The organism is Faecalibacterium sp. BCRC 81149, from assembly GCF_022750605.1.
GTDB classification, from domain to species: domain Bacteria; phylum Bacillota; class Clostridia; order Oscillospirales; family Ruminococcaceae; genus Faecalibacterium; species Faecalibacterium duncaniae.
In genome coordinates this window covers 20147-46207 of sequence record NZ_QXJA01000014.1, presented here as the reverse complement: position 1 = coordinate 46207, position 26061 = coordinate 20147, and the positions used below count along the sequence as shown (strand labels likewise).

Here is a 26061-nt window from a genome sequence, read left to right as displayed (position 1 = left end):
GAATGTCCATAAGTTCCTTGCCTTAAACGTAATCTGCCACGATTTTTCTCGTTGTCCTTTCAAACACATGAATATAACCAGGGGCTCCTTCTTCATTTCCAAATTGATAATCAAACTTTTCAAATTCCTTAAAGATTTCTGAGCCGAGACCATCTCGCATTACAAATGGTACCGTACCATCATCGAACTTTCCACCGTATGCCTGCATCACAAGAAGACATTGCACCAAATTGTCACAATACAATCTCTCATAGATCGGATCAATATGCAATTCCATCTCCATCCAAATCATAGGTGTCAGTATACATCCCTCAAGATTGGGGTCCCCACCATGTTCCAAAAGAAGGCGCATGGTTCGTGCCGCCATATCAGGCCCTTCCGTGAAACGCAAATCGGCCATAATATTTGCAGTTTCCGTTGTGTCCTGATCTACAATGGTATTAGGATTCATTCCATGTTCCAACAAAAAATGTACCGTATCATATAGGTAATCCCTGTGCAACCGCACCTGTGCAGCGCTTAAATTCCCGCCAACCAGTGCGTCGCCGTATTCGCCAAAAGTATTTTCAGCCAACTCCACCGCCAGCCACATCATTTCTTCCTCACTGGGCCGATGCATTGCAATAAGAGTTTCTGCCATTTCAAAATCCGGCGGAATACAAGAAAGCACAGAATACAATTTCCGAACCTGTGCGGTGACCTTCATATCTTTCTCCTTTACACAAGAAGGGGGACATCTCTGACCCGAGATATCCCCCTTTTTATAACTTCAGCAAATCCCACCATTGCACAGTTCTTTGACCTTTTGTGCCGCTGCCGCCACCAGCTGGCCGATGGGCTGGTCGGGCACGCCCACCACGATGTTCTCACAGTGGTTGATGGGCACCAGCACCCGCCGGGCAGGGCTCTGGCAGACTGCCGCTGCCATGGCGGGGGTGATCTCGCCCAGCAGCGCGTCAGCGATCACAATGCCGATGGGCCCCACGATAACATCCGCGATGCGGCAGTTCACGACCACGGCATTCTCGCCGGTGGCGGCGCGGACCGTCCCCGCCTTGAGCATGGCTGAAGTCGCAAGGCTGTTGGTACCCACAGCGGTCAGCCGGGCTTCCGGGCAGGCGGCAGAGATGGCCGCCACCAGCTGGCGGCCCAGACCGCCGCCCTGGCCGTCAATGACCAGAACGTTCATCAGAAGTCGATCTCCTCCAGCCGCAGCAGGGCGATGATGTAGATCTTCAGGGCCTCCAGCAGCTTATCGATGGGAGCTGCCTCGTTGGCACCGTGCATCGGGCCGCCGAACTCAGGCAGCACCATGTCCTCGTGCTCGGGGCCAAAGCTCACCGCATAGGGGAAGTGGCGGGCATAGGTGCCGCCGCCCATGGTAAAGGGCGTGGCATTCTCGCCGGTGACCTCGTTGTAGGTCTCGATGCAGGCCTTGATGGCGGGGGTATCGGCTGCGATATAGAAGGGCTCGGCACCCTCGGCCTTCTCCAGAGAAGCACCCGTGCCAATGGCAGCTTTGATCTGCTCCTTCATCTTCTCGGCGTTGGTGCAGGTGGGGTAACGGCTGTCCATGGTCTGGACGATCCGGCCCTCCCGCATGAAGATGCGGCCGCCGATGATGGTCAGGGGGCCGAAGGGGCCGTCGGCGCAGTCGATGCCCAGGCCGGTGCCTGCGGTGGAAGCGTGCAGTTTTTTCAGGGCTTCCAGATAGGCGCGCTCTGCATCGTTGCACAGACCGTTGTCCAGCAGGTAGTTCACCACCAGACCGATGGCGTTGACCGTGCCCTCGGGCATGGCGGCATGGCCGCTCTTGCCCCAGCCCCGGATACGCACTCCATTGCCTTCCGGCTCCAGCGTGATGTTGGGGGCATTTTTCAGCTTGGTGATGTCAGTCTCTACCAATGCGCTGGCGCGGTCGGGGACTGCGTTGTTGGCAACGCCGCCCTCGAACTCCTTGATCTCACCGTTGCACACCGGGCTGACCAGCTCCGCACCGAAATGGCCCTTCTCGCCGTTGCACACCGGGAACTCCGCATCCGGGGTGAAGCAGAACACCGGGGCCGGGTAGTTCTTGAGGTAGTATTCCACATCGTTCATGTGGGTCTCTTCGTTGTCGCCAACCATTGCGCGGATGGGATACCGCAGGGAAACGCCCTCCTCCTTGAGGAACTTCAGGGCGTACAGGGTAGCCACCATGGGGCCCTTGTCATCGGCCACACCACGGCCGATCATCCAGCCGTCCCGGATCTGCATCTTGAAGGGGTCCTGGCTCCAGCCGTTGCCCACGGGCACCACGTCCACATGGCAGATGGTCGCCAGATACTTCTCAGGGTCTGAACCGGCCAGCTCGGCATAGCCGATGTAGTTCTCGCAGTTGCGGGTCGCCAGACCCATGCCTGCAGCCAGCTCCAGCGTCTTGTCCAGCGCTGCGCGGGGGCCTGCGCCGAAGGGTGCGCCCTCCTCCGGGGTGCCCTCTACACTGTCAATGGCCACCAGCGCCGCAATATCCTGCAGCAGTTGCTCCTTGTTTTCCGCAATATATGCGTCAATTTTCTGATTCAGTGCCTGATCCATGTTCTATAACGTCCTTTCTGACCGGAAGCGGCTTCCGGTTTTCACACAACTATTATTCAGTGTAGCATACTGCGGGCAGAAAAGCTACCGGCATTTTACACGACAAAAGCGCCCGCGTTTTGTCAGCCTGCCGCAAACAGCCCGCTGACCGTGCCCAGCAGCCCGGCGCTTGCCAGACCCATGATGATGCCCGCCAGCAGCACACCGCCCATGCAGGCAATGAGAACATCCTTGAACTTCATGTCCAGAATGGAGGCTGCCAGCGTACCGGTCCAGGCACCGGTGCCGGGCAGCGGGATCCCCACAAAGAGCAGCAGGGCAACGGTCAGACCCTTGCCGGCCTTTTCCTCCAGTTTGCGGCCGCCCTTTTCCCCCTTGGTGATGAAGAACTTGCACACCGGCCCGATGACCGGCTTGTGGTAGCCCCAGATGAGGAACTTGCGGGCAAACAGGTAGATAAAGGGCACCGGCAGCATATTGCCGAGCACGCAGACCAGATAGGTGGGCAGGGCGGGCAGGCCCATGCCCAGCCCGATCGGAATGGCACCGCGCAGTTCAATGACCGGCACCATCGAGATAAAAAACACCATCAGATAATTCTTGAGCATCCAGTTTTCTCCTTATTATAAGATCATGATCGTAACGGCTTACAGGTCGATGACCAGCTCCACCGGGCAGTGGTCGGAGCCAAACACCTCGTTGTGGATCTCGGCGGCGGTCACCTTGTCGGCGATGCGGTTTGAAACGATGAAATAATCAATGCGCCAGCCCGCGTTCTTTTCCCGGGCGTGGAAGCGGTAGCTCCACCAGCTGTACTTCACCTCGTCCGGGTGAACCGCGCGGAAGGTGTCGGTAAAGCCCGCCGCCAGCAGCTCAGTCATCTTGGCCCGCTCCTGGTCAGTGAAGCCCGCGCTCATCCGGTTGGTCTTCGCATTCTTGATGTCGATCTCGGTGTGGGCCACGTTCAGGTCACCGCAGAGGATGACCGGCTTTTTCGCGTCCAGCTCCAGCAGGTAGGCCCGGAACGCATCCTCCCAGGTCATGCGGTAGTCCAGCCGCTTCAGGCCGTCCTGGCTGTTGGGCGTGTAGCAGTTGACCAGGTAGAAGCCGGGATATTCCAGCGTCAGCACCCGGCCCTCGTGGTCGTGCTCCTCCCTGCCGATGCCGGTGGTCACGGCCAGCGGGGCCGTTTTGCACCAGCAGGCCGTGCCGGAGTAGCCCTTTTTCTCGGCAGAGTAAGTGTACTCGGTGTAGCCCTCGGGGGCAAAATCAGCCTGCCCCGGCTGCATCTTGGTCTCCTGCACCGAGAAGATGTCGGCATCCAGCGCCGCAAAGCTTGCGGCAAAATCGTGGGTCAGGCAGGCCCGCAGGCCATTGACGTTCCAGCTGATCAGTTTCATATCCTGTTCCTTTCTTATGCCTGATATTTTGTTTTCCATGCACCGCTCTTCATGCGCGCCACAAAGCAGATGACACGGCAGACCCAGTCAATGACCATGGCAATCCAGACACCCACAGCACCCCAGCCCATCCTGACACAGAGCAGGTAGCTGAATCCCAGCCGCCAGACAGCCATGCTGAGCACAGAGACCACCATGGTAAATTTCACATCGTTGGCCGCGCGCAGGGCGTTGGGCAGAACAAAGGAGGCCGGCCACAGGAACAGGCCGCTGCCTGCGTGGATCTGCACCAGCAGGATAGCCAGCGCCATGGTCTCACCGGAGAGGGCGTAGATGCCCACCAGCGGCTTGAGGAAGAGCAGGATGCCGCCGTTGAAGATCCCCATGGAAATGTAGGCCCAGAGCAGCAGCTTGCGGGTGTAGAAAACGGTCTGCTCATTGTCCCCTGCGCCAACGCAGCGGCCCACCACCGTGATCATGGCCAGACCAATGGCCTGCCCCGGGATGCAGCCCATGCCGTCCAGATTGTTTGCCACGGCATTGGCGGCGATCTGCACGGTGCCGAAGGTGGAGATCATGCTCACCACCAGAATGCGGCCCGCCTGGAACAGGCTGTTCTCAAAGGCGGACGGGATGCCGATGCCCAGGATGCGCTTTGCCATCCGGCCATCCAGCCGGAACGTTTTGGGCACGGTGAGCATGTGGCCCTTCTGGTAGCAGCGGTTCAGGATGAGCACCGCCGCCACGGCACGGGAGAGGACGCTGGGCCAGGCAACACCGTCCACGCCCATGCCCAGCACAAAGATGCAGACCGCATTGCCCACGATGTTGATGACGTTCATCAGGATGCTGATCTGCATGGAGATTTTGGAGTTGCCCATACTGCGGAAGAGCGCCGCACCGGCATTGTACATTGCCAGGAACGGGTAGCTGACCGCCGTGATGCGCAGATAGAGCACACCGGCCTCCAGCACGTCGGCATCGATGCTGCCATAGCACAGCCGGATCATGGGACGGGCCAGCACAAAGCAGAACACCCCCACACCCACGCCCAGCAGAGCGCTGAGCAGGATCAGCTGACCCGAGCTTGCATTGGCGTGCTCCTGCTCCTTTGCACCCAGATACTGGCTGACCACCACCGCGCCGCCGGTGGCCAGCGCCGCAAACAGCACGATGATGAGGTTGTTGATCATATCCACCAGGCTGACACCCGAGATGGCGGCTTCGCCGCAGCGGGAGACCATCATGGTATCGGCCATGCCCACCGTCACGGCCAGCAGCTGCTCCACCAGCAGCGGCCCCACCAGCCTGAGCAGGTCACGCTGGCTGAACAGCGGGACCCGCCCGCCAAAGCACGGAGCCTTGTTTTGTGCGATCGTATGTTCCATTCTATTCCTCGCTTCTTCCCACACCTTTTCTGCCCTTCCGGGCTGCAGAGCGTCTTTTTCTCATAGATGTATCCATCATAACACAGCCGCATCCTGTTGTAAAGAATCAGCTTCTGTGATTCCGGACCTCTGCCCCCAGCCCGTGCTTGTTTCATCACTTTGCCAAATGTATCTCTCCCCTTTTTGTGCGTTGTGACAAAATTGCATTTTTTGCTCGAACAAAAGAACTTTTTTCAAAAAAGCTCTTGTATTTTTCTGTGAAAAGTGTTATCTTGTATCCAACAGAAGCGCCAGTTGGATACAAAGCGAAACGACGTGCTTTCCTCTCCGGCACTCCTGTTGTTCATCCTTCTATTATTATGCTATTTTCTTCATTTACCTTCTTATCATTTACCCTGTCCTGAAAAGGACAAACAAAAAACGCTTTCCCACCTGCACGGGGGAGCGTTTTTTGTTTGTCTGCCGCCCACCATATAGAAAAGCGCCCTGCACCTTTCACGGTACAGGGCGCTTTGCGTTTCCGTTTTACAGCGCCGCAACAGCGGCCTTGAGCTCATCCACGCGGTCGGTGTTCTCCCACTTCACGCCCAGATCCTCGCGGCCCATGTGGCCGTAGGCAGCCAGCTTGCGGTAGATGGGCTTCCGCAGGCCGAGGTCACGGATGATGGCGGCGGGGGTCAGGTCAAAGACCTTCTCCACTGCCTGCTCGATCTTCTCATCGGCCACGGTGCCGGTGCCAAAGGTATCCACCATGATGGACACAGGCTTTGCCACGCCGATGGCGTAGGCCACCTGCACCTCACACTGCTTGGCCAGACCGGCAGCCACGATGTTCTTGGCCACCCAGCGGGTCGCGTAAGCGGCACTGCGGTCCACCTTGCTGGGGTCCTTGCCGGAGAATGCGCCGCCGCCGTGGCGGGCGTAGCCGCCGTAGGTGTCAACGATGATCTTGCGGCCGGTCAGGCCGCTGTCACCCTGCGGGCCGCCCACAACAAAGCGGCCGGTGGGGTTGATGTAGTACTTGGTGTTCTCATCCAGCAGCTCGGCAGGGATGGTGGCCTTGATGACCTTCTCCATGATGTCGGCCCGGAGCTGCTCCATGGTCACGCTCTCGCTATGCTGGCTGGAGATGACGACTGCATCCACGCGGATGGGCTTGTTGTTCTCGTCGTACTCCACGGTGACCTGGCTCTTGCCGTCCGGGCGCAGGTAATCCAGCTCGCCGCTCTTGCGCACCTCGGTCAGCTTCTTGGCCAGCTTGTGGGCCAGGCTGATGGGCATGGGCATCAGCTCAGGGGTCTCATCGCAGGCATAGCCGAACATCATGCCCTGGTCACCGGCACCGCCGACCTGGTCGTTGGTGCCCAGTGCGATATCGGGGCTCTGGCCGTCGATGTTGGAGATAACAGCGCAGGTGTCAGCGTCAAAACCGTACTTTGCACGGGTGTAGCCGATGTCAGAGATGACCTCGCGGACGATCTTCTGGAAATCGACATAGCAGCTGGTGGTGATCTCGCCCATGATGTGGACCAGACCGGTGGAAGCGCAGGTCTCGCAGGCCACGCGAGCATCGGGGTCGTGGGTCAGGATCTCGTCCAGGATAGCATCGGAGATCTGGTCACAGATCTTGTCAGGATGTCCCTCGGTGACGGACTCAGAAGTAAACAGGTGTCTTGCCATAAATTTTGTCCTCCATGTGTGTGGTGAATCTTGCACAGCTTCATACACGTCCATCAAGTTTGCGCAAACAAAAACGCTCAGAACCGAAGCTCTGAGCGTTTGCACTCTTATCTTTCGGTTTCCCGCAGGATTTGGCACCTTATGCTCATCGCACAGGTTGTCGGGCTTCACAGGGCCTGTCCCCTCAGCCGCTCTTGATAAGTCGGTATTCAGTTGTTTTCTGAAAGATATCTTATCATCTCTTCGTCAGATTGTCAAGAAGAGTATCACTCTTTTTAGACATCTCAACGAAATTGATTAGGATTTCCCCTAGAAGTACCGGGAGTTTCTTGATGCTCTCTTAGTAACCCTTGGCCTGTTCGCCGTTCAGCAGTTTGACCGCGCGGGAAGTGCCCAGACGGTCTGCGCCCAGAGCGAGGAACTTTTCCATATCCTCCACGGTGGAGATGCCGCCGGCAGCCTTGACCTTGCAGCGGCCATGCACGCCCTTGACCATCAGCTCCACATCGTGGAAGGTAGCGCCTGCGGTGGAGAAGCCGGTGCTGGTCTTGATGTAGTCAGCGCCTGCCTCGCAGACGATGTCGCACATCTTTTCCTTTTCCTCGTCGGTCAGCAGGCAGGTCTCAATGATGACCTTGAGCACCTTATCGCCCACAGCCTCCTTGACGGCACGGATGTCCTCACGGACTGCATCGTACTCCTTGTTCTTCAGGCGACCGATGTTGATGACCATGTCCACCTCGGCAGCGCCGTTCTCAATGGCAGTCTTTGCCTCAAAGGCCTTGCTGGCGGTATCCATGGCACCCAGAGGGAAGCCCACCACGCAGCACACCGGGATGCGGCCCGCCATATACTCGACCGCCTGCTTTACATAGCAGGTGTTGATGCAGACGGATGCGGTGTGGTTGGCAATGGCCTCGTCGCAGATGACCTGGATCTGGGGCCAGGTGGCCTCGGGCTTCAGCAGGGTATGATCGACATGGGAGAGGATCTCTTCACGGGTCATATTATTTTCCTCCATCAATTCTTGCTGGCACGGCGGACCTTTGCCATGCCCACAGCGCTCAGGGCAATTGCCGTTACGGATGCGGTGGCACCAATGATGCCCAGAACAAGACCGGAAACCAGGAATGCGAACCCTTTCAGACCACGTTTCATAATACCGTACCTCCATTGTTTTGTTACTTAAAACTCCCTCAGTCACCTTCGGTGACAGCTCCCTCTGAGAGGGAGCCTTGTCGGCAAATGCAAGGCAATGCCTCCCTCCCAGAGGGAGGTGGCTGCACCGTAGGTGCAGACAGAGGGAGTTACTTTTTCTTAAAGATGATCAGCTTGCTGAACACATAGTTCAGCACGATCACCAGTACATTGGAAAAGACCTTCACGGCAAGACCCCACAGTGCCTGCGCATTGTAGCGGCTGGTAACGAAGATTGCCGTGGGGCCGTCTGCACCGCCGATGACGGCAATAGCGGCAGAGCCATCCGTGACCCCCGCCGGTGTGCCTGCATAGGAGGCTGCCATCTGTATGGCCGTATCCGGGCCAAGCCAGTGGGCCACCACGCTCAGCACCCCCTGCATCAGCTCGTCCATCAGCGCTGCGCCCTGGGCCGCCAGCAGATTGCCCAGCACCAGCATGATCACCGTATCCACCAGCATTGTGCCCAGACGGCAGGTGACAAATGTACCGAACTCCCGTGCCATCTCCCGGCCACGGGTCTTGCTGCGGAACACGAACGCCCGGTTGGTGGTGTAGGCAAACAGGATGCAGAGGATGTTGTCCAGCACATTGCCCCAGCTGTTGGCGGCGGTGTAGCCGAACAGCCTGTTGAACAGGGCGTACAGCAGGATATTCAGCAGGGTGGTCAGCACGCCGAAGATCAGGTAGGAGAGGACCTCATAATGCTTTTTGATCCATTTGAACATAAAAATATCTTTCCTGTCAGCATCCTCACCCTCTCCGTCATTGCTTCCGCAATGCCACCTCTCCCTTTGGGAGAGCTGGCGAGCGAAGCGAGACTGAGAGGGCAATCCGCTTAACAAAAACAGCCCCGCCGCCGTTACCCGGCAACGGGGCTGCAGTCGCATTGTGTCTGAAACTCAGCGAACCACGGACTGATTACTCAGCGTCGTCGTTCAGCAGAGCCTTCATGGACAGGCTGATGCGCTTCTTGTCGAAGTCAACATCCAGCAGCTTCACATCGACCATATCGCCGACCTTCAGTGCGTCGGAGACCTTCTCAACGCGATCATTGCTGATCTCGCTGATGTGGACCAGACCGTCAACACCCGGCAGGATGCGGACGAATGCACCGAACTTGGTCAGGGACACGACCGGAGCATGGAAGGTGCTGCCGATGGGGTAGTTGTTCTTCAGCTGCTCCCAGGGGTTGTCCTCAGCCTTCTTGTAGCCCAGAGAGACCTTGTGGTTCTCAGTGTCGATGTCCTTCACATACACTTCGATGGTGTCACCAACGGAGACAACCTCGGAGGGATGCTTGATGCGGTTCCAGCTCAGCTCGCTGATGTGGCACAGACCGTCCACACCGCCGATATCGACGAATGCACCGTAAGAGGTCAGGCTCTTGACAACGCCGGTGTAGGTCTTGCCCACCTCGACATTTGCCCAGAACTCCTCACGCTTTGCCTTGTTCTGCTCAGCGGTGACCTTGTTGATGCTGCCGACGATCTTGCGGCCGGAGCACTCGGTAACGACCAGCTGGACATGCTGGCCAACCAGAGCAGTGTAGTCCTCGTCACGGCGCATCGTGGCCTGAGAACGGGGAACGAACACCTTAACACCCTTGACGTTGACGACAACGCCGCCCTTGTTGAACTCGGTGACATCGCCCTCGACGACCTCGCCGGATTCAGCAGCCTTGGCGATCTCTTCCATGCCCTTGCGAGATGCGAGCTTCTTGCGGGAGAGCTGGATAACGCCGTCCTGGTCCATAACCTTCTCGACGATGAGGTCCAGCTCATCGCCAACCTTCACCAGGTCTTCGACCTTGGCGGAGGAATCATCGGTCAGCTCGCTCAGCTTGACAAAGCCGGTCTGCTTGGCTCCGATATCCACCTGGATCTCGTTGGCAGAGATGCTGGTCACGATTCCTTTCACAATACTGCCTGCATGAACACGCTTCTCCTCGGATGCGTTCAGCATCTCCTCGAAGCTCATGCTGTCATTGATTTCTGCGCTCATACTGTTAAGTACCTCCTCAATAATAGACGATGGCGTTGAAGCCCCTGCTGTTACGCCCGCCGTTTTTACATCTGCAAACCATTCCGGCCGAAGTTCGCTCGCTATCTCGACCGTCACGGCTTTCGTATGCTTTGCGGCGACCTGTACCAGCTTTTGGGTATTGGAAGAATGATGACCGCCAATGACAACAATGATGTCGCATTGTTGGCTGAGGTCTTCCGCTTCCTGTTGCCTCGCCCACGTCGCATTACATATTGTATCAAAAATTCGGGCGTTTGTATAGGCTTTTTTGAGAAACTCCGAACTTTCTTGCCATTTTGTTACCTGAAATGTGGTCTGTGCAACCGCAAAAATGGGCTTTTGGGGGTCAGAGGGGCCTTTCCAGGCCTTCAGCTCGTCCAGATCGCTGAACACAAATACCTCTCCCCGGGTATGGCCCACGATGCCCTGCACTTCGGGGTGGGCAGCATCACCGGCCACCAGAAGCACCGCGCCCTCGGCCTCGGCCCGGGCGGCAATGCTCTGGATCTTCTTCACAAAGGGGCAGGTGGCATCGTGGTAAACAAGGCCGCGCTGCTCCAAAGTATCATAGATGGTGCGGGGCACGCCGTGGCTGCGGATGATGACCTCGTAGCCGGTGGGGATATCGTCCACGGTATCAGCCACCAGCGCACCGCGCCTTTCCATATCGGCCACAGCCTGCGGGTTATGGATCAGCGGGCCCAGCGTTGCCACCTTATGGCCCTCGTTCAGCAGATTGTAGGTCAGCTCCACCGCACGGTTCACGCCAAAGCAGAAGCCGGCGGTTTTGGCAAGACGAATTTCCATAGCGTTTCTCCTTCTCCAAACCTCTTACTTCAAATTCTCCCAGGCATCCAGCAGTGCCTGCTTATTGGCCCGGAGCACCTTCATATCTCGGCGGCTCTCCATGGCGAACTGGGCGGCGGGCATCGGCTCGCCGTAGATGACGTTCACCCGGCAGAACAGCCGCATCTTCCCGTCCGGCGTATCGTAGCGGATGCGCACCGGAACCACATCCACCCCGGCCTGCGCCGCAATGACGAACAGGCCGCTCTTGGGCGGCAGGAGCCTGCCCTCTTTTTCGCGGGTGCCCTCCGGGAAGATGAGCAAAGTCTCCCCCGCCCGGCAGGCCTCCACGGTCCGGTCAATGATCTCCAGCTCCTCCTTGGTGCCGCGCACGCAGAGCGCGCCGCAGCAGCGGAAGAACCAGGTGAGCAGGACGTTGATCTCAAACAGCTCCTTTTTGGCAAAAACGAGCATCCGCCTGCCCCAGAACCGGCTGATGACGATGAACACCGGGTCAATGGCTGAAACGTGGTTGGGGGCAATGATGCAGCCTTTGGTCTGCACCTTGCGCAGGTTCTCGCGGCCAACGGTATGGACCCGGAAGCCGATGTGGAACACCAGCCAGGCCAGCGGCAGCAGTATGTAATATAGTACCATTTAATTAACCTTTTCTGCAATAATCTTTTTCATCGCCGCAAGGCTCTGCTCAAAGTTGAGGTCAGAGGTATCCAGCAGCACTGCATCCTCGGCCTGCTTCAGGGGGGCGGCGGCACGGTGGGTGTCCTGATAGTCCCGCTGCTTCACATCAGCCAGCACATCCTCAAAGGCGACCTCCATGCCCTTCTGCTGGTATTCCAGCCAGCGCCGTCTGGCCCGGGCTTCGGGAGCAGCGGTCAGAAAGATCTTGACAGTAGCATCCGGCAACACCACAGTGCCGATATCCCGGCCATCCATCAGGACGTTCTGGGTCTTGGTCATGCCGCGCTGCAGCTCCAGCAGGAAGGCGCGGACTTCCGGGTTGGCACCCACGGCAGAGGCGGCCATGCCGGCCTCCTCCGTGCGGATGGCGGTGCTCACGTCCTCACCGTTCAGATAGATATGCTGCTCCCCGTCAATGCAGTCCACCCGCAGGCCGATCTCCGGCAGCAGGGTGTTGACCGCCGCATTGTCCTTCGGGTCCACGCCCTTGCGCAGGGCATACAGGCCGATGGTGCGGAACATGGCACCGGTATCCACATAGATGTAGCCCATCTCTGCGGCCAGCCGCCGCGCCAGGGTGGATTTGCCTGCCCCCGCAGGGCCGTCGATTGCAACTGAAACCATTTGATACGCTCCTTTTATAATATAAGCTTTTCTTTTATCGGTCAGTATAAACTTTACGTAATGCCAAGGGCTCCCCTACTAGGGGAGCTGGCATCAAGCGAAGCGCAGATGACTGAGAGGTTTAGTCCAGATTCCTCGCAAAGCTCTGCGCCGTACAGAAAGCGATCTGCAGGTTGTAGCCGCCGGTATAGGCATCCACATCCAGCACCTCACCTGCAAAGTAAAGGCCCAGCGCCTTCTTGCTCTGCATGGTCCTGGGGTCCACCTCCCGCACGGACACGCCGCCGGAGGTGATGACCGCATGGGCCAGGTCGCCCCGGGCATCGATGGGCACGTTCCAGTGCTTCATCAGGCGCACCAGCTCCCGCTTCTGCTCCCGGGTGATCTGGTTGGCCTTTGTGGCGGGGTCAATGCCCCAGCGCGCCACCATGACCGGCTGCATACTGGCAGGCAGCAGCTTGACCAGCGCCCCCTGGGCGGCATGGTTGGCCAGCAGGGCAAAATCCCGGGTGATGCGGTCATAGAGCTGCTCCTCGCTCAGGGCGGGCTTCAGGTCGATCTCGGCGTGGTACTTGTGCTTTTTCATATCGCCCAGATGGCTGGACGCGCTCAGGGTCAGCGGGCCGCTGATGCCAAAGTGGGTAAACAGCATCTCGCCCTGCTCCTCAAAGATTTCCCTGCCGTCCTCAAAAAGGGTCAGGGTCACATTTTTCAGGGCAAGCCCCATCATCTTTTTGCAGTCCGGATCATGGCTGACCAGACTGACCAGACTGGGCACCGGCTCCACAAGGGTGTGCCCGGCCTGCCGGGCCAGCCGGTAGCCGTCACCGGTGGAGCCGGTGGTGGGGTAGCTCACACCGCCGGTGGCCACCAGCACGGCATCGGCCCGGTATTCTTTCCCGGAAGTCCCCCGCACACCGACACACCGCAGGGCAGGCCCGGCTTTTTTCTTTTTGGGATGGCGCGGATTTTCCGGCACGGCAGGGGCGGCTTCCGGCTCCGGGGGCAGTTCTTCCAGAAGCAGCTTTTTTGCCCCGTCATAGACGATCTCCGCGTCCTGTGCGTAGCGGAGCAGTGCCTGCCGGATCTCTTCGGCTTTGTCGGACACCGGGAACACCCGGCGGCCGCGCTCCACCTTCAGCTCCACACCCAGGCTCTCGAACAGCTCCATGGTCCTGACGGGCGGGAACGCCCCCAGTGAGGAGAACAGAAAGCGCGGATTGGTGCGGACATGGTGCAGAAACTCCTCTGCGGTGCAGTCGTTGGTCACATTGCAGCGCCCCTTGCCCGTGACCAGGATCTTCTGACCGGGCTTGTCGGTATGCTCCAGCACCGTTACCTGATGCCCCTGCCGCACAGCGGCCCCCGCCGCCATCAGCCCGGCCGCACCGGCCCCCACGATCAACACCTTTGCCATTCTGGTTCCTCCCGCAACTCACTGCCTGTCGAAATTTGTTCTAGTTTATCATACCAGAATCGGCACGCAATTGCAATCTGCATTCCTTTGGAAAGGCACAGAAAAGCGGCAGACAGTCGCGTCTGCCGCTTTGGGTCACTGCATCAGTTTTGCGGGGTCAAGATAACTGTCGTCCTGCTTCACTTCCAGGTGGATATGGCTTTCCTCGGCGCATTCACAGCTGACGCTGCCCACTTTGCCCAATGTCTGCCCGGCACTGACCGTCTCGCCCTCTTTCACCGCCGGGCTGGCCACGCCGCAGAGCCGCCAGACACGGCCCGCACTGTCCTTGATCGCCACAGTGGGGCCCCAGCTGCCATCGGAACCGGCCAGCACCACCGTGCCCGCCGTAGGACTCTGGACGGCGGCATCCTTTGCGCAGGCGTAGTCGATGCCGTTGTGGGTGCGCCAGTCGCCCAGGGTCTTGTTGTAGACCAGCTCATCGCCGCTGTATCCATTGAGCACCCTGCCAGAGACCGGCTGCGTGGAAGCAGGCGCTGCCGAACTGCTGGCAGGCGAGGATGCACCTTGCAGCGCGGATGGTTCGCGCACCGAGCCAGAGCCAGCCTGCGGCGCAGAGGAGGCCGAAGACGCACTCCGCGATGCCGAGGAGGCCACCTTGGGCACATTGCTTACACTGTTTGCGGCGGGTTCGGTCGGCCATTCCCATGTTGTTTCGTCCTCCTGTGGCGTGGTGGTGGAAAGCCCCTCATCGATGCCGGGGGCCGTGGATGTGCTGTCCGGTGTCTTCAGGCCCGAAAGGTTCTTGTCCAGCTCGTCGCGCACGGTGCGCACCGCCCAGACCCCCGCCGCCGCTGCCGCCACCAGACAGGCCAGCAGTGCCAGTGCAAACCCTTTGTCCCGCAGAAATTTCCTGATCTGTTCCATGTTCGTTACTCCAATCCGTCATGGTTTCGCTTGATTTTCTGATTGCAGTATGCGATTCCGGAACCGGGTTTATACACATTTTATAAAAAGAAAACCCTCTCCGTCAAAGCCTGAGGCCTTGACGGAGAGGGCAGAAGAAATACAAAGATCAGCTGCGGCGGCGGTTGTTGCCCATCAGGCGGACAACATACAGGAAGATGTTGATGAAGTCCAGATACAGGGTCAGCGCGCCATAGATGGAAGCCTTTTCGGCCATCTCAGCATCAGCGGAGTAGTAGCTGTACATCTGCTGCAGCTTCTGGGTATCGTAAGCAGTCAGCAGCATGAACACCACCAGACCGATGCCGCAGTAGAGCACCGAGCCGCCAAAGCCGAAGCCGAACAGCATCCCCACAAAACCGGTGATGATCATGGCAACCAGAGCCATCATCAGGCGGGGGCCCCAGCCGGTCAGGTCCTTATGAGTGGTGGTGCCGTAAACAGCCATCAGCCCGAAGTAAAGGGACGTTGCCAGCAGCGCCATGATCAGGGTGCTTGCCGAGAAAGCAAAGAAATAGTAGCTCAGCACCATGCCGTTGAGCAGTGCATAGCCAAAAAAGGCCGCGCGGGCAGCTCCCACCGACATGGTCTGCACCCGGGAACTCAGCACGATTACCAGCGCCAGCTCCGCAATGGTCAGCACAAGATAGAGCGAATCGACCAGATAGATGAGCGAGGTCGTCGCAGTGAGATAGGCCATGGCGAAGGTGATGAGCAGGCCGCAGGCCATCCAGCGGTAGGTGCGGGTCATATAGTCCGATGCGCTCATCGTGGGCTCCGCATAGCCGCGGTCATAATTTCTGTAATCCATTGTGGAACTCCTCCAGTCTTTTTGCCGGGGCGGGCATTCCGCCTTGCTCCGGTCTACGTTTTATAGTATACTGCATAGAAATGAACGTTTCGTGAAAAAGGCTGTGATATTGTATGTCTCTTGGACTTTATCTGCATATTCCCTACTGTTTTTCCAAATGCCGGTACTGTGATTTCTATTCGGCCCCCGGCCAGCGCGGTGTGCCCACCCAGTATGTGGATGCCCTTCTGCGGGAGCTTGCCCGGTTTGCGCCGGAAGCGCCTCTTCACCCGGACACGATCTATTTTGGCGGCGGCACTCCCAGCCTGCTCTCCCCTGCTGATGCCGCCCGGCTCATTGCGGCGGCAGCTCCGGCACCCGGGGCGGAGATCACGCTGGAGGCCAACCCTGAGACCGTAACCGAACAGACCCTGTGCGGTTTCCGGGAAGCCGGGGTGAACCGCATCTCTTTCGGGGTACAGTCGGCCCGGGACAGCCAGCTGAAAACGCTGGGCCGCCCCCACACTGCCCGGCAGGCCCGGGCTGCTTTTGCGGCGGCACGGCGGGCAGGCTTTACCAACATCAGCGGCGACATCATGCTGGCCCTGCCCCACTATACGCAGGCCGAGTTTGACGAGACACTGGAGCTCATTGCGGAGGGCGGGGCAACGCACATCTCCGCTTACCTCTTAAAGATCGAACCGGATTCCGCCTTTGGCAGGCACCCGCCCGAGGGCCTGCCCTCCCCCGACGAAGCAGCAGACTTTTACCTCTACGCCGTGGAACACTTGGAGCACCACGGATACCGGCAGTATGAGATCTCGAACTTTGCAAAGCCCGGCTATGAGGGCAGGCACAACCTCATCTACTGGGACTGTGGGGATTACCTCGGCCTTGGCCCGGCGGCGCACTCCTGCATGGGCGGCAGACGATTCTATTATCCCGCCGACACCGAGGCCTTCCTGAATGACAAAGCAGCCCCCGTCATGGACGGAGGCTGCGGCGCAGAGGACTATCTCATTTTACAGCTGCGGCTGCGCAAGGGGCTGGATCTTGCCGCCTATAAGGCCCGCTACGGGAAGGAGTTTTCCACTGCCCAGCTCGCCTTTGTGAAGAACTGTGTGAAGTCCGGCTATGCCACCTTCGATGGCAGCACCCTTGCCCTCACCCCCGCCGGGCTCATTGTGCAGAACAGCATTCTGGCGGAGCTGCTGTAAGCGGCTGTCCGGGCGTTCCCTAAGCAAGTGTCCGCTGGGGTGGGACCCTGTTGCCGCAGGCAATAGGGCGGGCGATGGAATGGCCCGTTTCACTTGCGTGGGAATGACCGGACAGCCGCCCCCTGCTTACGTCAGGTCAATGACCCTCCACCCCAGCTCCCGGATGGCTTCCCGGTCATGGGTGGCCAGCAGAACAGCCCGTTCGCCGCGGCGCTCTTTCAGGAGCGCTGCGGCTTTTTTCATGGTCTCCGGGTCCATGCCGGTGAAGGGTTCGTCCAGCAGCAGAGTGTCGCACCCGGCCCAGAGGGCGCGGAGCAGGGCCGCACGGCGCTTCTGCCCGCCGGAAAGTTTCCGGGCAGGCAGGGCAAGCGCCTGCTCATCATATCCAAATCGTTGAAAATCCGACACGATTTGCGTTTTGTATTGTGTTTTCCCCTCCGGAAGCACCAGTTCCACGTTCTGCACGGCGGTCAGCTGCGGGCAGAGCCGGTCCTCCTGAAAGACAGCACCGACCCGGCCCACGCCCTGCACCGTGCCGGAATCCGGCACTTCCAGCCCCATCAGGATGCGGAGCAGGGTGGTCTTGCCCCAGCCGCTGGGTGCCCAGAGAATGGCAGGCTCCGCAAGGGTAAGATCCAGATCCTCAAAGAGCGTTTTTTCTCCAAAGCGTTTTGTTAATCCGCAAATTTCCAGTTTGTTAATCATTTTCTGCCACATCCTCTCCCAACACGCGGGCCACTGCCTTGTCCAGCAGGGCCAGGAACAGCTTCTCAAAGCCTGCGCTCAGCAGGATGATGACGAACGTCCAGGCGAACAGTTCCCCGGTGGAGAGTGTGATCTTTGCCCGGTAGAGGGCATCTCCGATGCTGCCATCGGGCAGGCCAATGACCTCGGCGGCCACACCGCTCTTCCAGCAGATGCCCAGCGCCACGCTGCACCCCTGCCGGAAGGCCGGCAGAATGGCGGGCAGCCAGATGGCTTTGACCCGCCGGACCAGCGGCAAGTGGAACACCTGTGCCATTTCCAGCAGCTGCACGTCCGCGCTCTCGATGCCGGTGCGCACGGCACTGTACAGCACGGGCAGGACCATCAGAAAGCTGATGAGGATGGAGAGCGACCGCCCGCTGACCCACACCAGCGCCAGAATGATGAAGCTGGCCACCGGCGTGGCCTTAACCAGCTGGATGACCGGGGCCAGCAGCGTGTCCACCCAGGCCCAGCGCTCGGCGGCAGCCGCCAGCAGAACGCTGACCACCACGCCCAGCGCAAAACCCAGCAGGATATGCCCGGCGCTGAACCCCACCCGCTGCCAGAAATCGGCCTGCGGCAGCAGCTCCATCAGGGTGCCCGCCGCCTGAATGGGTGACACCAGAAAGACCTCCTGCCCGATGGCCATGGCCGCCGCCTGCCAGACGGCCAGCCAGAACACCGCCGCTGCCAGCAGCCCTGTGCGGCGTTTTTTTGTCTGTTTCATTTTACCTGCTCCGTTCTCACTCAAAAAGAGCCGTGCGGCTGCACGGCTCTCCTTTTTACCGGTTTACTGAAAACTGCGCTGGACGCTTTTCCAGAACACCTGGCCGGGCGTGGCCTTGGTGTAGTAGAAGTTTGCATCCGGAAGCTTGCCGCCCACTGCAGCGGGGGAAGCATCATACAGCACCTTGAGGTAGGCGTTGACATCGGCCTTCATCTCGTCCCCCACACGGTAAACGATGTTGCACTGGGGCAGCGCCTTCTGGGCAATGGCCTTTTTGGCCACCACGCCGGTCTCCTCGCAGAGAGCCGCCGTACCGGCAATATCTGTCTGGGCGGCCTTGATGCTCTTCTCGTAATCCCGCAGGAAATTTGCCACGATGTCCGGGTTTTCTTTGGCGTACTCGGTGCGGACAACGGTGACACCCGTGATGAGCTGGGTGTCACAGACCTTGTTCCACTCCTTGGTCAGGTCCAGCACCACCCGCAGGCTGCTGTCCTTCAGCTGGGCGGCGGTCACATAGGGCTGGGGCAGAACGGCAATGGCATCCTTTTTGGAGGCGGCCATCTGGGCAGTCACCTCGGATGCCTCGCTGTAATACTCGATCTTCACATCCTTGTCGGGGTCCAGGCCATTCTTGGTGAGCAGGTAGCGCAGAACATACTCCGGCGTGGTGCCCTTGCCGGTGGACAGGATGGTGCGGCCCTTCAGGTCGGCAAAACTGTGGACACTGTCGCCTTTTTCCACCACATACAGCACGCCCAGCGTGTTCACTGCCATCACCTGGATGCCGCCATTGGTCTTCTGGTAGAGGGTCGCGGCCAGATTGGCAGGGATGGCGGCCATATCCAGTTCACCCTTGATGAGCTTGGGCACGATCTCGTCCGCTGCACCGTAGAGCTGCAGATCGTAGTGCTGGCTGGCCTTGCCGCTGCGCTCCATATCCAGCAGATTGACCAGGCCCATGGTGGTGGGGCCCTTCAGACCCGCAATGCGCACGCCGCTTTTTGTTTTGGCGGCAAAAGCCCCGCAGGCCAGCAGGCTGATCATCAGCGCTGCCGACAGCAGCAGGGAAGTCAGTTTTTTCATCATGGTTCAGATTCCTTCCTCTCTTTGTTGTTCCAACCAGAAACAAAATTTGTAAATTTTGCAAAATCATTTGCTTTACGCGCTCAAGTTTACTATAATGGAGCTAAAAATACCGTTGCCCATGCAACGGAATTGCAGAAGGGCGGTGAGGGCCCGGGGAAAACCTCACGGAACTGACATGGAAAACTATCTGCCGCTGTTACAATCCACCTCTCTTTTTGCCGGGATCTCTGCCGGGGAACTGCGCCCCCTGCTCAGTGAGCTGGGAGCCTGCATCCGCAGTTATGGCCGGGGCGAGGCGCTGGTGCAGGCCGGGGCCCCCAGCCGCCGGGTCGGCGTTGTGCTGACCGGAAGCATCGAAGCCTACCGCCCGGCACCGGGCGGGGCACGGATCCCCATCACCCACATGGGGCCGGGGGGCGTGTTTGGTGACGTGCTGGGCGGTTCCAGCCTGGACAGCCCGGTCACGGTGGTGGCATCCGCCCCCTGCGAGGTCCTGCTCTTCCCCTACGAGAAGCTGCTCCAGCCGGACGGCTCCGCTGCCCGCCAGCGCCTGCTGCAGAATCTGGTGCGGACCATCAGCGATAAATATTTCCTGCTCTCCCGCCGGGTGGACCTGCTGGTGATGAAGACCCTGCGGGCCAAGGTCTGCGCCTACCTGCTCAGCGAGGCCGAGCAACAGGGCAGCATGACCTTTACTATCCCCTTCTCCCGCATCCAGCTGGCCGATTACCTCAACTGCGACCGCAGCGCCCTTTCCCGGGAGCTGAGCCTGATGCAGCGGGATGGCCTGCTGGATACCTACCGTTCCAGCTTCAAGCTGCTGGAACCGGAAGCTCTGCGGCAGATGATTCTATAAAAGGAAAGTGATCTATAACTATGTCTAAACCAATTCTCTGGATCGTGATTCCCTGCTACAACGAGGAGCAGGTGCTGCCCATTACAGCGCCGATGTTCCTGCAAAAGATCACCAGCCTCACCGAAAAAGGCATGATCAGCAACAAGAGCCGGGTGCTGTTCGTCAACGATGGCTCCCGCGACAAGACCTGGGATCTCATCTGCAGCTTTGCAAAGCAGGATGCGCATTTCATCGGCATTTCCCAGAGCCGGAACCGGGGCCATCAGAACGCCGTGCTGGCGGGCCTGATGGAGGCCCGCGCCAACAACTGCGACATCACCATCTCCATCGACTGTGATGGTCAGGACGACATCAACGCCATGGACGAGATGGTACAGAAATATCTGGACGGTGCCGAGGTGGTCTACGGCGTGCGCAGCCGCCGGGACACCGACACCTTCTTCAAGCGGTTCACCGCCGAGGGCTTCTACCACCTGATGAATGCCCTTGGCGCGGATATCGTGTTCAACCACGCCGACTACCGGCTCATCAGCGCCCGGGTGCTGGACAGCTTTGCCGACTACAAGGAGGTCAACATCTTCCTGCGCGGCATGGTGCCGCTGGTGGGCTTTAAGAGTGAGCAGGTGCTCTACGAGCGGCACGAGCGGCTGGCCGGTGAGAGCCACTATCCCCTGCGCAAAATGCTGGCGCTGGCCTTTGATGGCATCACCAGCCTTTCCAACAAGCCCATCCGGCTCATCACCGGGGCAGGCATCGTGGTCAGCCTCATCAGCTTCATCGGCGTGATCTGGGCCATCGTGCAGGCGGCCATGGGCAGCGTGGTGGCCGGCTGGGCCTCCACCATCTGCATCGTCTGCTTTGTGGGCGGCGTGCAGCTGGTCTGCCTGGGTGTCATCGGCGAATACATCGGCAAGATCTATATGGAAACAAAGGCCCGCCCGCGCTACATCATCTCGGAGCGCACCTGGGCCCCCTATGAAAGGAAGTATCACGGATGAGCAAACAAAGCTGGCGGGGCAGCACCCTGCTGAACCCGGAACCGCCGGTGCTGGTCTCCTGCGGTGGGCTGGAGCAGCCCAACCTCATCACCATCGGCTGGACAGGCACCATCTGCACCCAGCCCAGCATGGTATCCATCAGCGTCCGCCCCGAACGGTACAGCCACCACCTCATCAAGGAGAGCGGACAGTTTGCCATCAACCTGCCCACCGAACAGCTGGTGCGTGCGGTGGACTGGTGCGGCGTGAAGAGCGGCCGCGACAACGACAAGTTTGCCGCCTGCAAGCTCCACGCCGCCCCGGGCAGCGTTCTGACCGACTGCCCCATCCTGGAGGAAAGCCCGGTCAATCTGGAATGCAGGGTCACGCAGGTCATCCCGCTGGGCAGCCATGACCTGTTCCTGGCCGAAGTCGTGGCCTGCGATGTGGATGAGAGCCTGCTGGATGAGAACGGCAAGCTCTGCCTGGACAAAGCAAAGCTGATTGTGTACAGCCACGGCGAGTACCTGAGCCTGGGCAAAAAGCTGGGCACCTTCGGGTACAGCGTGCGGAAAAAGAAACCCGGAAAACGGAAAAAATGATCTGACCTGCAAAAGGCGGGGCATCAGTGCAGTAATCTGATGCCCCGCCTTTTTCCTGTTTTGTTCCCTTCCCCCAACAACAAAAGCCCCGCCGGCAGAGGGAATTGCCAGCAGGGCTCCGGTAATGTCAATATGAACTTAACCTGGCTCTCCTATCAGGAGAGCTGTCGAGCGGATACGAGACGGAGTGGTTCAGTCCTCCGCACCCTCATCCAGGTTGCCCAGCTTCTTGGCCTGCTCCACCACGGCAGGCACCAGCATCTCGGGCAGGATCTCGTAGCGGGCAAACTCGGTGGTGAACCAGCCGCGGCCCTGGGTGATCTGCCGGATAAAGGTGGTGAAGTTGCTCAGCTCAGCCAGCGGGACCTCGGCAATGACGGTCTGCATGCCGTCCTCATCGGGTTCCATGCCCAGCACGCGGCCGCGGCGCTTGGTCACATCGCCCATGATATCGCCGGTGTTGTCGTTGGGGACATGGGCCTTCAGGGTATGGATGGGCTCCAGAATAACGGGGCCTGCCTCGGGCATTGCAGCCTTATAGGCCAGCTTTGCAGCCATGATAAAAGCCATCTCGGAGCTGTCCACAGGGTGGTAGCTGCCATCCAGCAGGGTAGCCTTCAGGCCGACCACAGGATAACCGGCCAGCACGCCCTTTTCAGCGGCAAGGCGGACACCCTTTTCTACAGCCGGGAAGAAGTTCTTGGGCACGCTGCCGCCGAACACCTTTTCCTCAAACACCACCTGCTCGCTGTCACAGGGCTCGAAGTTGATGACGACATCGCCGAACTGGCCGTGGCCGCCGGTCTGCTTCTTATGGCGGCCCTGCTTCTGGCAGGCCTTGCGGATGGACTCACGGTAGGCAATGCGGGGAGCTTCCAGACCGATCTCCACGCCGAACTTATTCTTCAGTTTGGCCTTGACCACATCCAGATGCTGCTCACCCAGGCCGCCAATGATCTGCTGGTGGGTCTCGGCATTATTGATGTAGCTCAGGGTCGGATCTTCTTCCATCAGGCGGGCCAGCGCGCTGGAGATTTTGCCCTCATCGCCCTTTTTGGCCACGGTAACTGCCATAAACAGGCTGGGCAGCGGGAAGGCAGCGGCAGGCAGCTTGACCACGCGGGAAGCATCGCACAGGGTATCGCCGGTCTTTGCGCTGACCAGCTTTGCCACAGCGCCGATATCACCGGCACCGATGCCGTCGGTCTCGGTCTGCTTCTTGCCGATGACGGTCAGGGGCTTGCCGATCTTCTCGGTCTCGCCGGTGCGGGCGTTGACCAGAGCAGCGCCGCCGGTCACCTTGCCGCTGATCACGCGCAGGTAGCTCAGCTTGCCCACGAACGGGTCAGCCACAGTCTTAAAGACATAGGCTGCGGTGGGCTCGTTCTCATCACAATGCAGCTCCACAGGCTCGCCGCTGGCATTCTCGGCCAGGATGGCGGCATCGTGCTGCGGGCTGGGCAGGAGCTTGTGCATATTGAACAGCAGCATATCCAATGCCTGCTGGTTGACGGCGCTGCCGCAGAACACGGGGGTAATCAGGCCGTCCTTAACGCCCTTGCGCATTCCCTCAACGATCTCCTCGGTGGTAAAGGGCTCGCCGCCGAAGAACTTTTCCATCAGCTCATCGTCGGTCTCGGCAATGGCCTCGCTCATGGCCTCGATCAGGCCCTGGAAGCGGTGGCCGATATCGGGCAGCTCCACCTGGATCTGCTTGCCGCTCTCATACTTGAAGGCCTTTTGGCTGAACAGGTTGATGTAGACAGGGGTGCCGTCGTCCAGCTTGGCGGGCACAACACAGGGGCAGACGGTGGAGCCGAACTTGATCTTCATCTCCTCCAGGATCTTGAAGTAGTTGGCATTTTCCAGGTCGCACTTGGAGATGAACACCATGGTGGCCTTGCCGTTCTTGCGGGCCAGCTGGAAGGCTTTCTCCGCGCCCACGGTCACGCCGCTGCGGCCGGAAACACACACCAGCACGCTCTCGGCAGCGCGGATGCCCTCATACTCACCTGCCTCAAAGTCGAACAGGCCCGGCGCATCGATCAGGTTGTACTTGATGCCTTCGTACTCCACCGGCACCACGGATGCCGACAGACTTGCCTTCCGCTTTGCTTCCTCAGGGTCAAAGTCCGAAATCGTGGTGCCGTCCTCAACACGGCCCATACGCTCTGCTGCGCCCGAAAAATAGACCAGTGCCTCAGTCAGCGTCGTTTTGCCGCTGCCGGCATGGCCTGCAATCAAGATATTACGGATGTTGTTGCTTGCGTATTTCATATCGGTTTTTCCCTCATTTCCGCCGCACGGAGCAGTCTCTCCGTTTTTGTGGCATATTTTACAAAGATAATACCACACTCCAAATGATTTTCAAATAGATTGTCCGAAATTTTCTTTCACCTGCCCGCCAAACTTCCCAGGGTTCTTTTGTGCATTTTGACCGGATGCGCGCAAAATCGATTGCAGGACGTGGGTTGGCATGGTACAATAGACCCAATGAAAGATAGAGGGAGGCACTTTGCCATGAAACGCACCGATTACATCAACTGGGATGAATACTTTATGGGCATCGCCCTGCTCACCGCCATGCGCTCCAAGGACCCCAGCAGCCAGGTGGGAGCCTGCATCGTCAGCCCGGAGAACAAGATCCTCTCCCTGGGCTACAACGGAATGCCCATTGGATGCGATGACGATGCCATGCCGTGGGAGCGCGAGGGCGACCCGCTGGACACGAAGTACATGTACGTCTGCCATGCGGAGCTCAACGCCATCCTGAACAGCGCCCACAACAACCTGAAGGGTGCCCGGGTCTACGTGACCCTCTTCCCCTGCAACGAGTGCGCCAAGGCCATCATCCAGTCCGGCATCTCTGAGGTGGTGTACTACGGCGACAAGTACCACGATTCCGATTCCAGCGTGGCAGCGCGGTTCATGTTCAAAAAGGCAGGCGTACGGCTGACCGCCTACACCCCCAGCGGGCGGAAGGAACTGCTGGAGCTGTAAGGGGAGCGAAACCTCTCCCAAAACTTTCCCTTGAAAATACAGTTTATTCGTTATATAATAGAACCATCTTATCGAATAAATATACATTTTATGTTGCATAGAGAGGAAAGTATACAATGAGTCTGAAAAATCGCAGTTTTCTGAAGCTTCTGGACTACACCCCTGCCGAGATCGAGGAGCTGCTCGATCTGGCCGCCGACCTGAAGGCCAGGAAAAAGGCCGGCATCCGCCACAATGAGCAGCTGGCCGGCAAGAACATCGCCCTGATCTTTGAAAAGACCTCCACCCGCACCCGCTGCAGCTTTGAGGTCGCCGCTCACGATCTGGGCATGGAGGTCACCTACCTTGACCCGTCGGGCAGCCAGATCGGCAAAAAGGAATCCATTGCCGACACCGCCCGGGTGCTGGGCCGGATGTTTGACGGCATCGAGTACCGCGGCTATGGGCAGGAGATCGTGGAAGACCTGGCCCATTACGCCGGTGTTCCGGTCTGGAACGGCCTGACCAACGAGTTCCACCCCACCCAGATCCTTGCCGACTTCCTGACCATCCGGGAGCACTTCGGCAGCCTGAAGGGCATCCATTTCGTCTACTTCGGCGATGCCCGCTACAACATGGGCAACAGCCTGATGGTGGGCTGTGCCAAGATGGGCCTGCACTTCACCGCCTGCGCCCCCAAAAAGTATCAGCCGGATGCCGCCCTGATTGCACAGTGTCAGGCCATTGCCGCCGAGACCGGTGCCACTCTGACCTTTGAGGAGGACCCCGCCAAGGCTGCCCAGGGTGCCGATGTCCTCTACACCGATGTGTGGGTCTCCATGGGCGAGCCCATCGAGGTCTGGGCCGAGCGCATCCACGACCTGGCCCCCTATCAGATCAATCAGGAGCTGATGAATATTGCAGGCCCCAAGGCCGTGTTTATGCACTGCCTGCCCGCCTACCACGACCACAAGACCGCTGTGGGCAAAGAGATGGGCGAGCGCTTTGGCCGCGATGCCATGGAGGTGACCGATGAGGTGTTCGAGGGCCCCCAGAGCATCGTCTTTGACGAGGCCGAAAACCGGATGCACACCATCAAAGCCGTGATGGCGGCTACGCTGGGCTATCAGAAGTAACTGCGTCTCTCTCAGCACAATATGCACAGGCCCGGTCGTTCCAGAACGATCGGGCTTTTTTGTTTCTGTCTCCCGTTCCCGGTCTGCTGGAGGCTCCCCTGTAATGGGTCCTGGCCGCGCGGGAAAATTTCCCATTCTCCGAAAGCGTTGCAATTACAGTTGAAAATCCGTTGCAAAACCCA

Annotated in this window: 26 protein-coding genes and 1 riboswitch; of the genes, 6 read left to right on the top strand and 20 right to left on the bottom strand. The window is 59.1% G+C overall.

Annotation, left to right across the window (positions count from 1 at the left end):
- Window positions 1-22: 22 nt before the first annotated feature.
- The 16 genes from D3F01_RS13180 to D3F01_RS13105 form a co-directional block, all read right to left on the bottom strand.
- Window positions 23-706, bottom strand: coding sequence for a hypothetical protein (locus tag D3F01_RS13180; RefSeq protein ID WP_242889157.1), 684 nt, complete (start codon window positions 704-706; stop codon window positions 23-25).
- A 63-nt stretch (window positions 707-769) separates the two neighbouring features.
- The gene (locus D3F01_RS13175) at window positions 770-1189 is read right to left on the bottom strand and encodes a DUF3842 family protein (protein ID WP_227613049.1); all 420 of its coding nucleotides are present in this window, start codon (window positions 1187-1189) and stop codon (window positions 770-772) included.
- Window positions 1189-2577: a Sapep family Mn(2+)-dependent dipeptidase gene (locus D3F01_RS13170; protein WP_242889156.1), complete on the bottom strand. Its 1389-nt coding sequence runs from the start codon at window positions 2575-2577 to the stop codon at window positions 1189-1191. Before D3F01_RS13170 ends, D3F01_RS13175 begins: the two co-directional genes overlap by 1 nt.
- Window positions 2578-2699: 122 nt before the next feature.
- Entirely contained in the window at window positions 2700-3185 is a 486-nt protein-coding gene (locus D3F01_RS13165; protein ID WP_242889151.1) for a small multi-drug export protein, read from the bottom strand.
- A gap of 39 nt (window positions 3186-3224) precedes the next feature.
- Window positions 3225-3977: an exodeoxyribonuclease III gene (locus D3F01_RS13160; RefSeq protein WP_035393287.1), complete on the bottom strand. Its 753-nt coding sequence runs from the start codon at window positions 3975-3977 to the stop codon at window positions 3225-3227.
- 14 nt (window positions 3978-3991) lie between these two features.
- Window positions 3992-5365 carry an MATE family efflux transporter gene (locus D3F01_RS13155; RefSeq protein ID WP_242889149.1) on the bottom strand — a complete coding sequence of 458 codons (1374 nt, stop codon included), beginning with the start codon at window positions 5363-5365 and terminating at the stop codon, window positions 3992-3994.
- Window positions 5366-5890: 525 nt separating this feature from the next.
- Complete coding sequence (gene metK, locus D3F01_RS13150; RefSeq protein ID WP_098923264.1) at window positions 5891-7045, bottom strand: methionine adenosyltransferase; 1155 nt, start codon at window positions 7043-7045, stop codon at window positions 5891-5893.
- 104 nt (window positions 7046-7149) lie between these two features.
- Window positions 7150-7249, bottom strand: a riboswitch (SAM riboswitch).
- A gap of 136 nt (window positions 7250-7385) precedes the next feature.
- A complete protein-coding gene (deoC, locus tag D3F01_RS13145; protein ID WP_242889147.1) occupies window positions 7386-8051 on the bottom strand; it encodes a deoxyribose-phosphate aldolase in 666 nt (221 codons plus the stop codon).
- Between the two features lie 14 nt (window positions 8052-8065).
- Complete coding sequence (locus D3F01_RS13140; protein WP_005929299.1) at window positions 8066-8203, bottom strand: hypothetical protein; 138 nt, start codon at window positions 8201-8203, stop codon at window positions 8066-8068.
- 149 nt (window positions 8204-8352) lie between these two features.
- The gene (locus D3F01_RS13135) at window positions 8353-8970 is read right to left on the bottom strand and encodes a GtrA family protein (protein WP_242889145.1); all 618 of its coding nucleotides are present in this window, start codon (window positions 8968-8970) and stop codon (window positions 8353-8355) included.
- A 193-nt stretch (window positions 8971-9163) separates the two neighbouring features.
- The gene (locus tag D3F01_RS13130; protein ID WP_242889143.1) at window positions 9164-11074 is read right to left on the bottom strand and encodes a bifunctional 4-hydroxy-3-methylbut-2-enyl diphosphate reductase/30S ribosomal protein S1; all 1911 of its coding nucleotides are present in this window, start codon (window positions 11072-11074) and stop codon (window positions 9164-9166) included.
- 24 nt (window positions 11075-11098) lie between these two features.
- On the bottom strand, window positions 11099-11710 hold the full coding sequence (locus D3F01_RS13125; RefSeq protein WP_117477202.1) for a lysophospholipid acyltransferase family protein: 612 nt from the start codon (window positions 11708-11710) through the stop codon (window positions 11099-11101).
- Window positions 11711-12376, bottom strand: a complete 666-nt coding sequence (gene cmk, locus D3F01_RS13120; protein ID WP_005929308.1) for a (d)CMP kinase — start codon at window positions 12374-12376, stop codon at window positions 11711-11713. It lies immediately after the preceding gene.
- Window positions 12377-12497: 121 nt separating this feature from the next.
- A complete protein-coding gene (locus tag D3F01_RS13115) occupies window positions 12498-13793 on the bottom strand; it encodes an NAD(P)/FAD-dependent oxidoreductase (RefSeq protein ID WP_242889141.1) in 1296 nt (431 codons plus the stop codon).
- Between the two features lie 135 nt (window positions 13794-13928).
- Entirely contained in the window at window positions 13929-14720 is a 792-nt protein-coding gene (locus D3F01_RS13110; RefSeq protein WP_154277566.1) for a M23 family metallopeptidase, read from the bottom strand.
- 148 nt (window positions 14721-14868) lie between these two features.
- On the bottom strand, window positions 14869-15570 hold the full coding sequence (locus D3F01_RS13105; RefSeq protein WP_242889139.1) for a Bax inhibitor-1/YccA family protein: 702 nt from the start codon (window positions 15568-15570) through the stop codon (window positions 14869-14871).
- Window positions 15571-15683: 113 nt separating this feature from the next.
- Here D3F01_RS13105 and hemW point away from each other — a divergent pair, with 113 nt between their 5' ends.
- A complete protein-coding gene (gene hemW / locus D3F01_RS13100) occupies window positions 15684-16766 on the top strand; it encodes a radical SAM family heme chaperone HemW (protein WP_154277567.1) in 1083 nt (360 codons plus the stop codon).
- A 126-nt stretch (window positions 16767-16892) separates the two neighbouring features.
- Here the strand turns inward: hemW and D3F01_RS13095 are convergent, their stop codons facing one another.
- The 3 genes from D3F01_RS13095 to D3F01_RS13085 all read right to left on the bottom strand — a co-directional run bounded on the left by D3F01_RS13095 (window position 16893) and on the right by D3F01_RS13085 (window position 19326).
- Entirely contained in the window at window positions 16893-17471 is a 579-nt protein-coding gene (locus D3F01_RS13095) for an ATP-binding cassette domain-containing protein (protein ID WP_242889137.1), read from the bottom strand.
- A complete protein-coding gene (locus D3F01_RS13090; protein ID WP_242889135.1) occupies window positions 17464-18240 on the bottom strand; it encodes an ABC transporter permease subunit in 777 nt (258 codons plus the stop codon). Before D3F01_RS13090 ends, D3F01_RS13095 begins: the two co-directional genes overlap by 8 nt.
- Before the next feature lie 63 nt (window positions 18241-18303).
- Window positions 18304-19326, bottom strand: a complete 1023-nt coding sequence (locus D3F01_RS13085; protein ID WP_156066825.1) for an ABC transporter substrate-binding protein — start codon at window positions 19324-19326, stop codon at window positions 18304-18306.
- A gap of 178 nt (window positions 19327-19504) precedes the next feature.
- On the opposite strand from D3F01_RS13085, the gene D3F01_RS13080 reads away from it, so the two are divergent.
- Genes D3F01_RS13080 through D3F01_RS13070 form a run of 3 tightly spaced genes read left to right on the top strand, consistent with a single transcriptional unit; the run spans window position 19505 to window position 21764 of the window.
- Window positions 19505-20185, top strand: coding sequence for a Crp/Fnr family transcriptional regulator (locus D3F01_RS13080; RefSeq protein ID WP_097769964.1), 681 nt, complete (start codon window positions 19505-19507; stop codon window positions 20183-20185).
- Window positions 20186-20205: 20 nt separating this feature from the next.
- On the top strand, window positions 20206-21183 hold the full coding sequence (locus D3F01_RS13075; protein ID WP_242889133.1) for a glycosyltransferase family 2 protein: 978 nt from the start codon (window positions 20206-20208) through the stop codon (window positions 21181-21183).
- Window positions 21180-21764, top strand: coding sequence for a flavin reductase family protein (locus tag D3F01_RS13070; protein WP_005929331.1), 585 nt, complete (start codon window positions 21180-21182; stop codon window positions 21762-21764). The genes D3F01_RS13075 and D3F01_RS13070 overlap by 4 nt, the downstream gene beginning before the upstream one ends.
- A gap of 192 nt (window positions 21765-21956) precedes the next feature.
- On the opposite strand, the gene D3F01_RS13065 is transcribed toward D3F01_RS13070, so the two are convergent.
- On the bottom strand, window positions 21957-24041 hold the full coding sequence (locus D3F01_RS13065; RefSeq protein WP_223453482.1) for an elongation factor G: 2085 nt from the start codon (window positions 24039-24041) through the stop codon (window positions 21957-21959).
- A gap of 243 nt (window positions 24042-24284) precedes the next feature.
- Here D3F01_RS13065 and D3F01_RS13060 point away from each other — a divergent pair, with 243 nt between their 5' ends.
- Both D3F01_RS13060 and argF read left to right on the top strand, forming a co-directional pair.
- Window positions 24285-24764: a dCMP deaminase family protein gene (locus D3F01_RS13060; RefSeq protein ID WP_035393303.1), complete on the top strand. Its 480-nt coding sequence runs from the start codon at window positions 24285-24287 to the stop codon at window positions 24762-24764.
- Between the two features lie 116 nt (window positions 24765-24880).
- On the top strand, window positions 24881-25879 hold the full coding sequence (gene argF / locus D3F01_RS13055; protein WP_117506136.1) for an ornithine carbamoyltransferase: 999 nt from the start codon (window positions 24881-24883) through the stop codon (window positions 25877-25879).
- The last annotated feature ends 182 nt before the right edge of the window (window positions 25880-26061 follow it).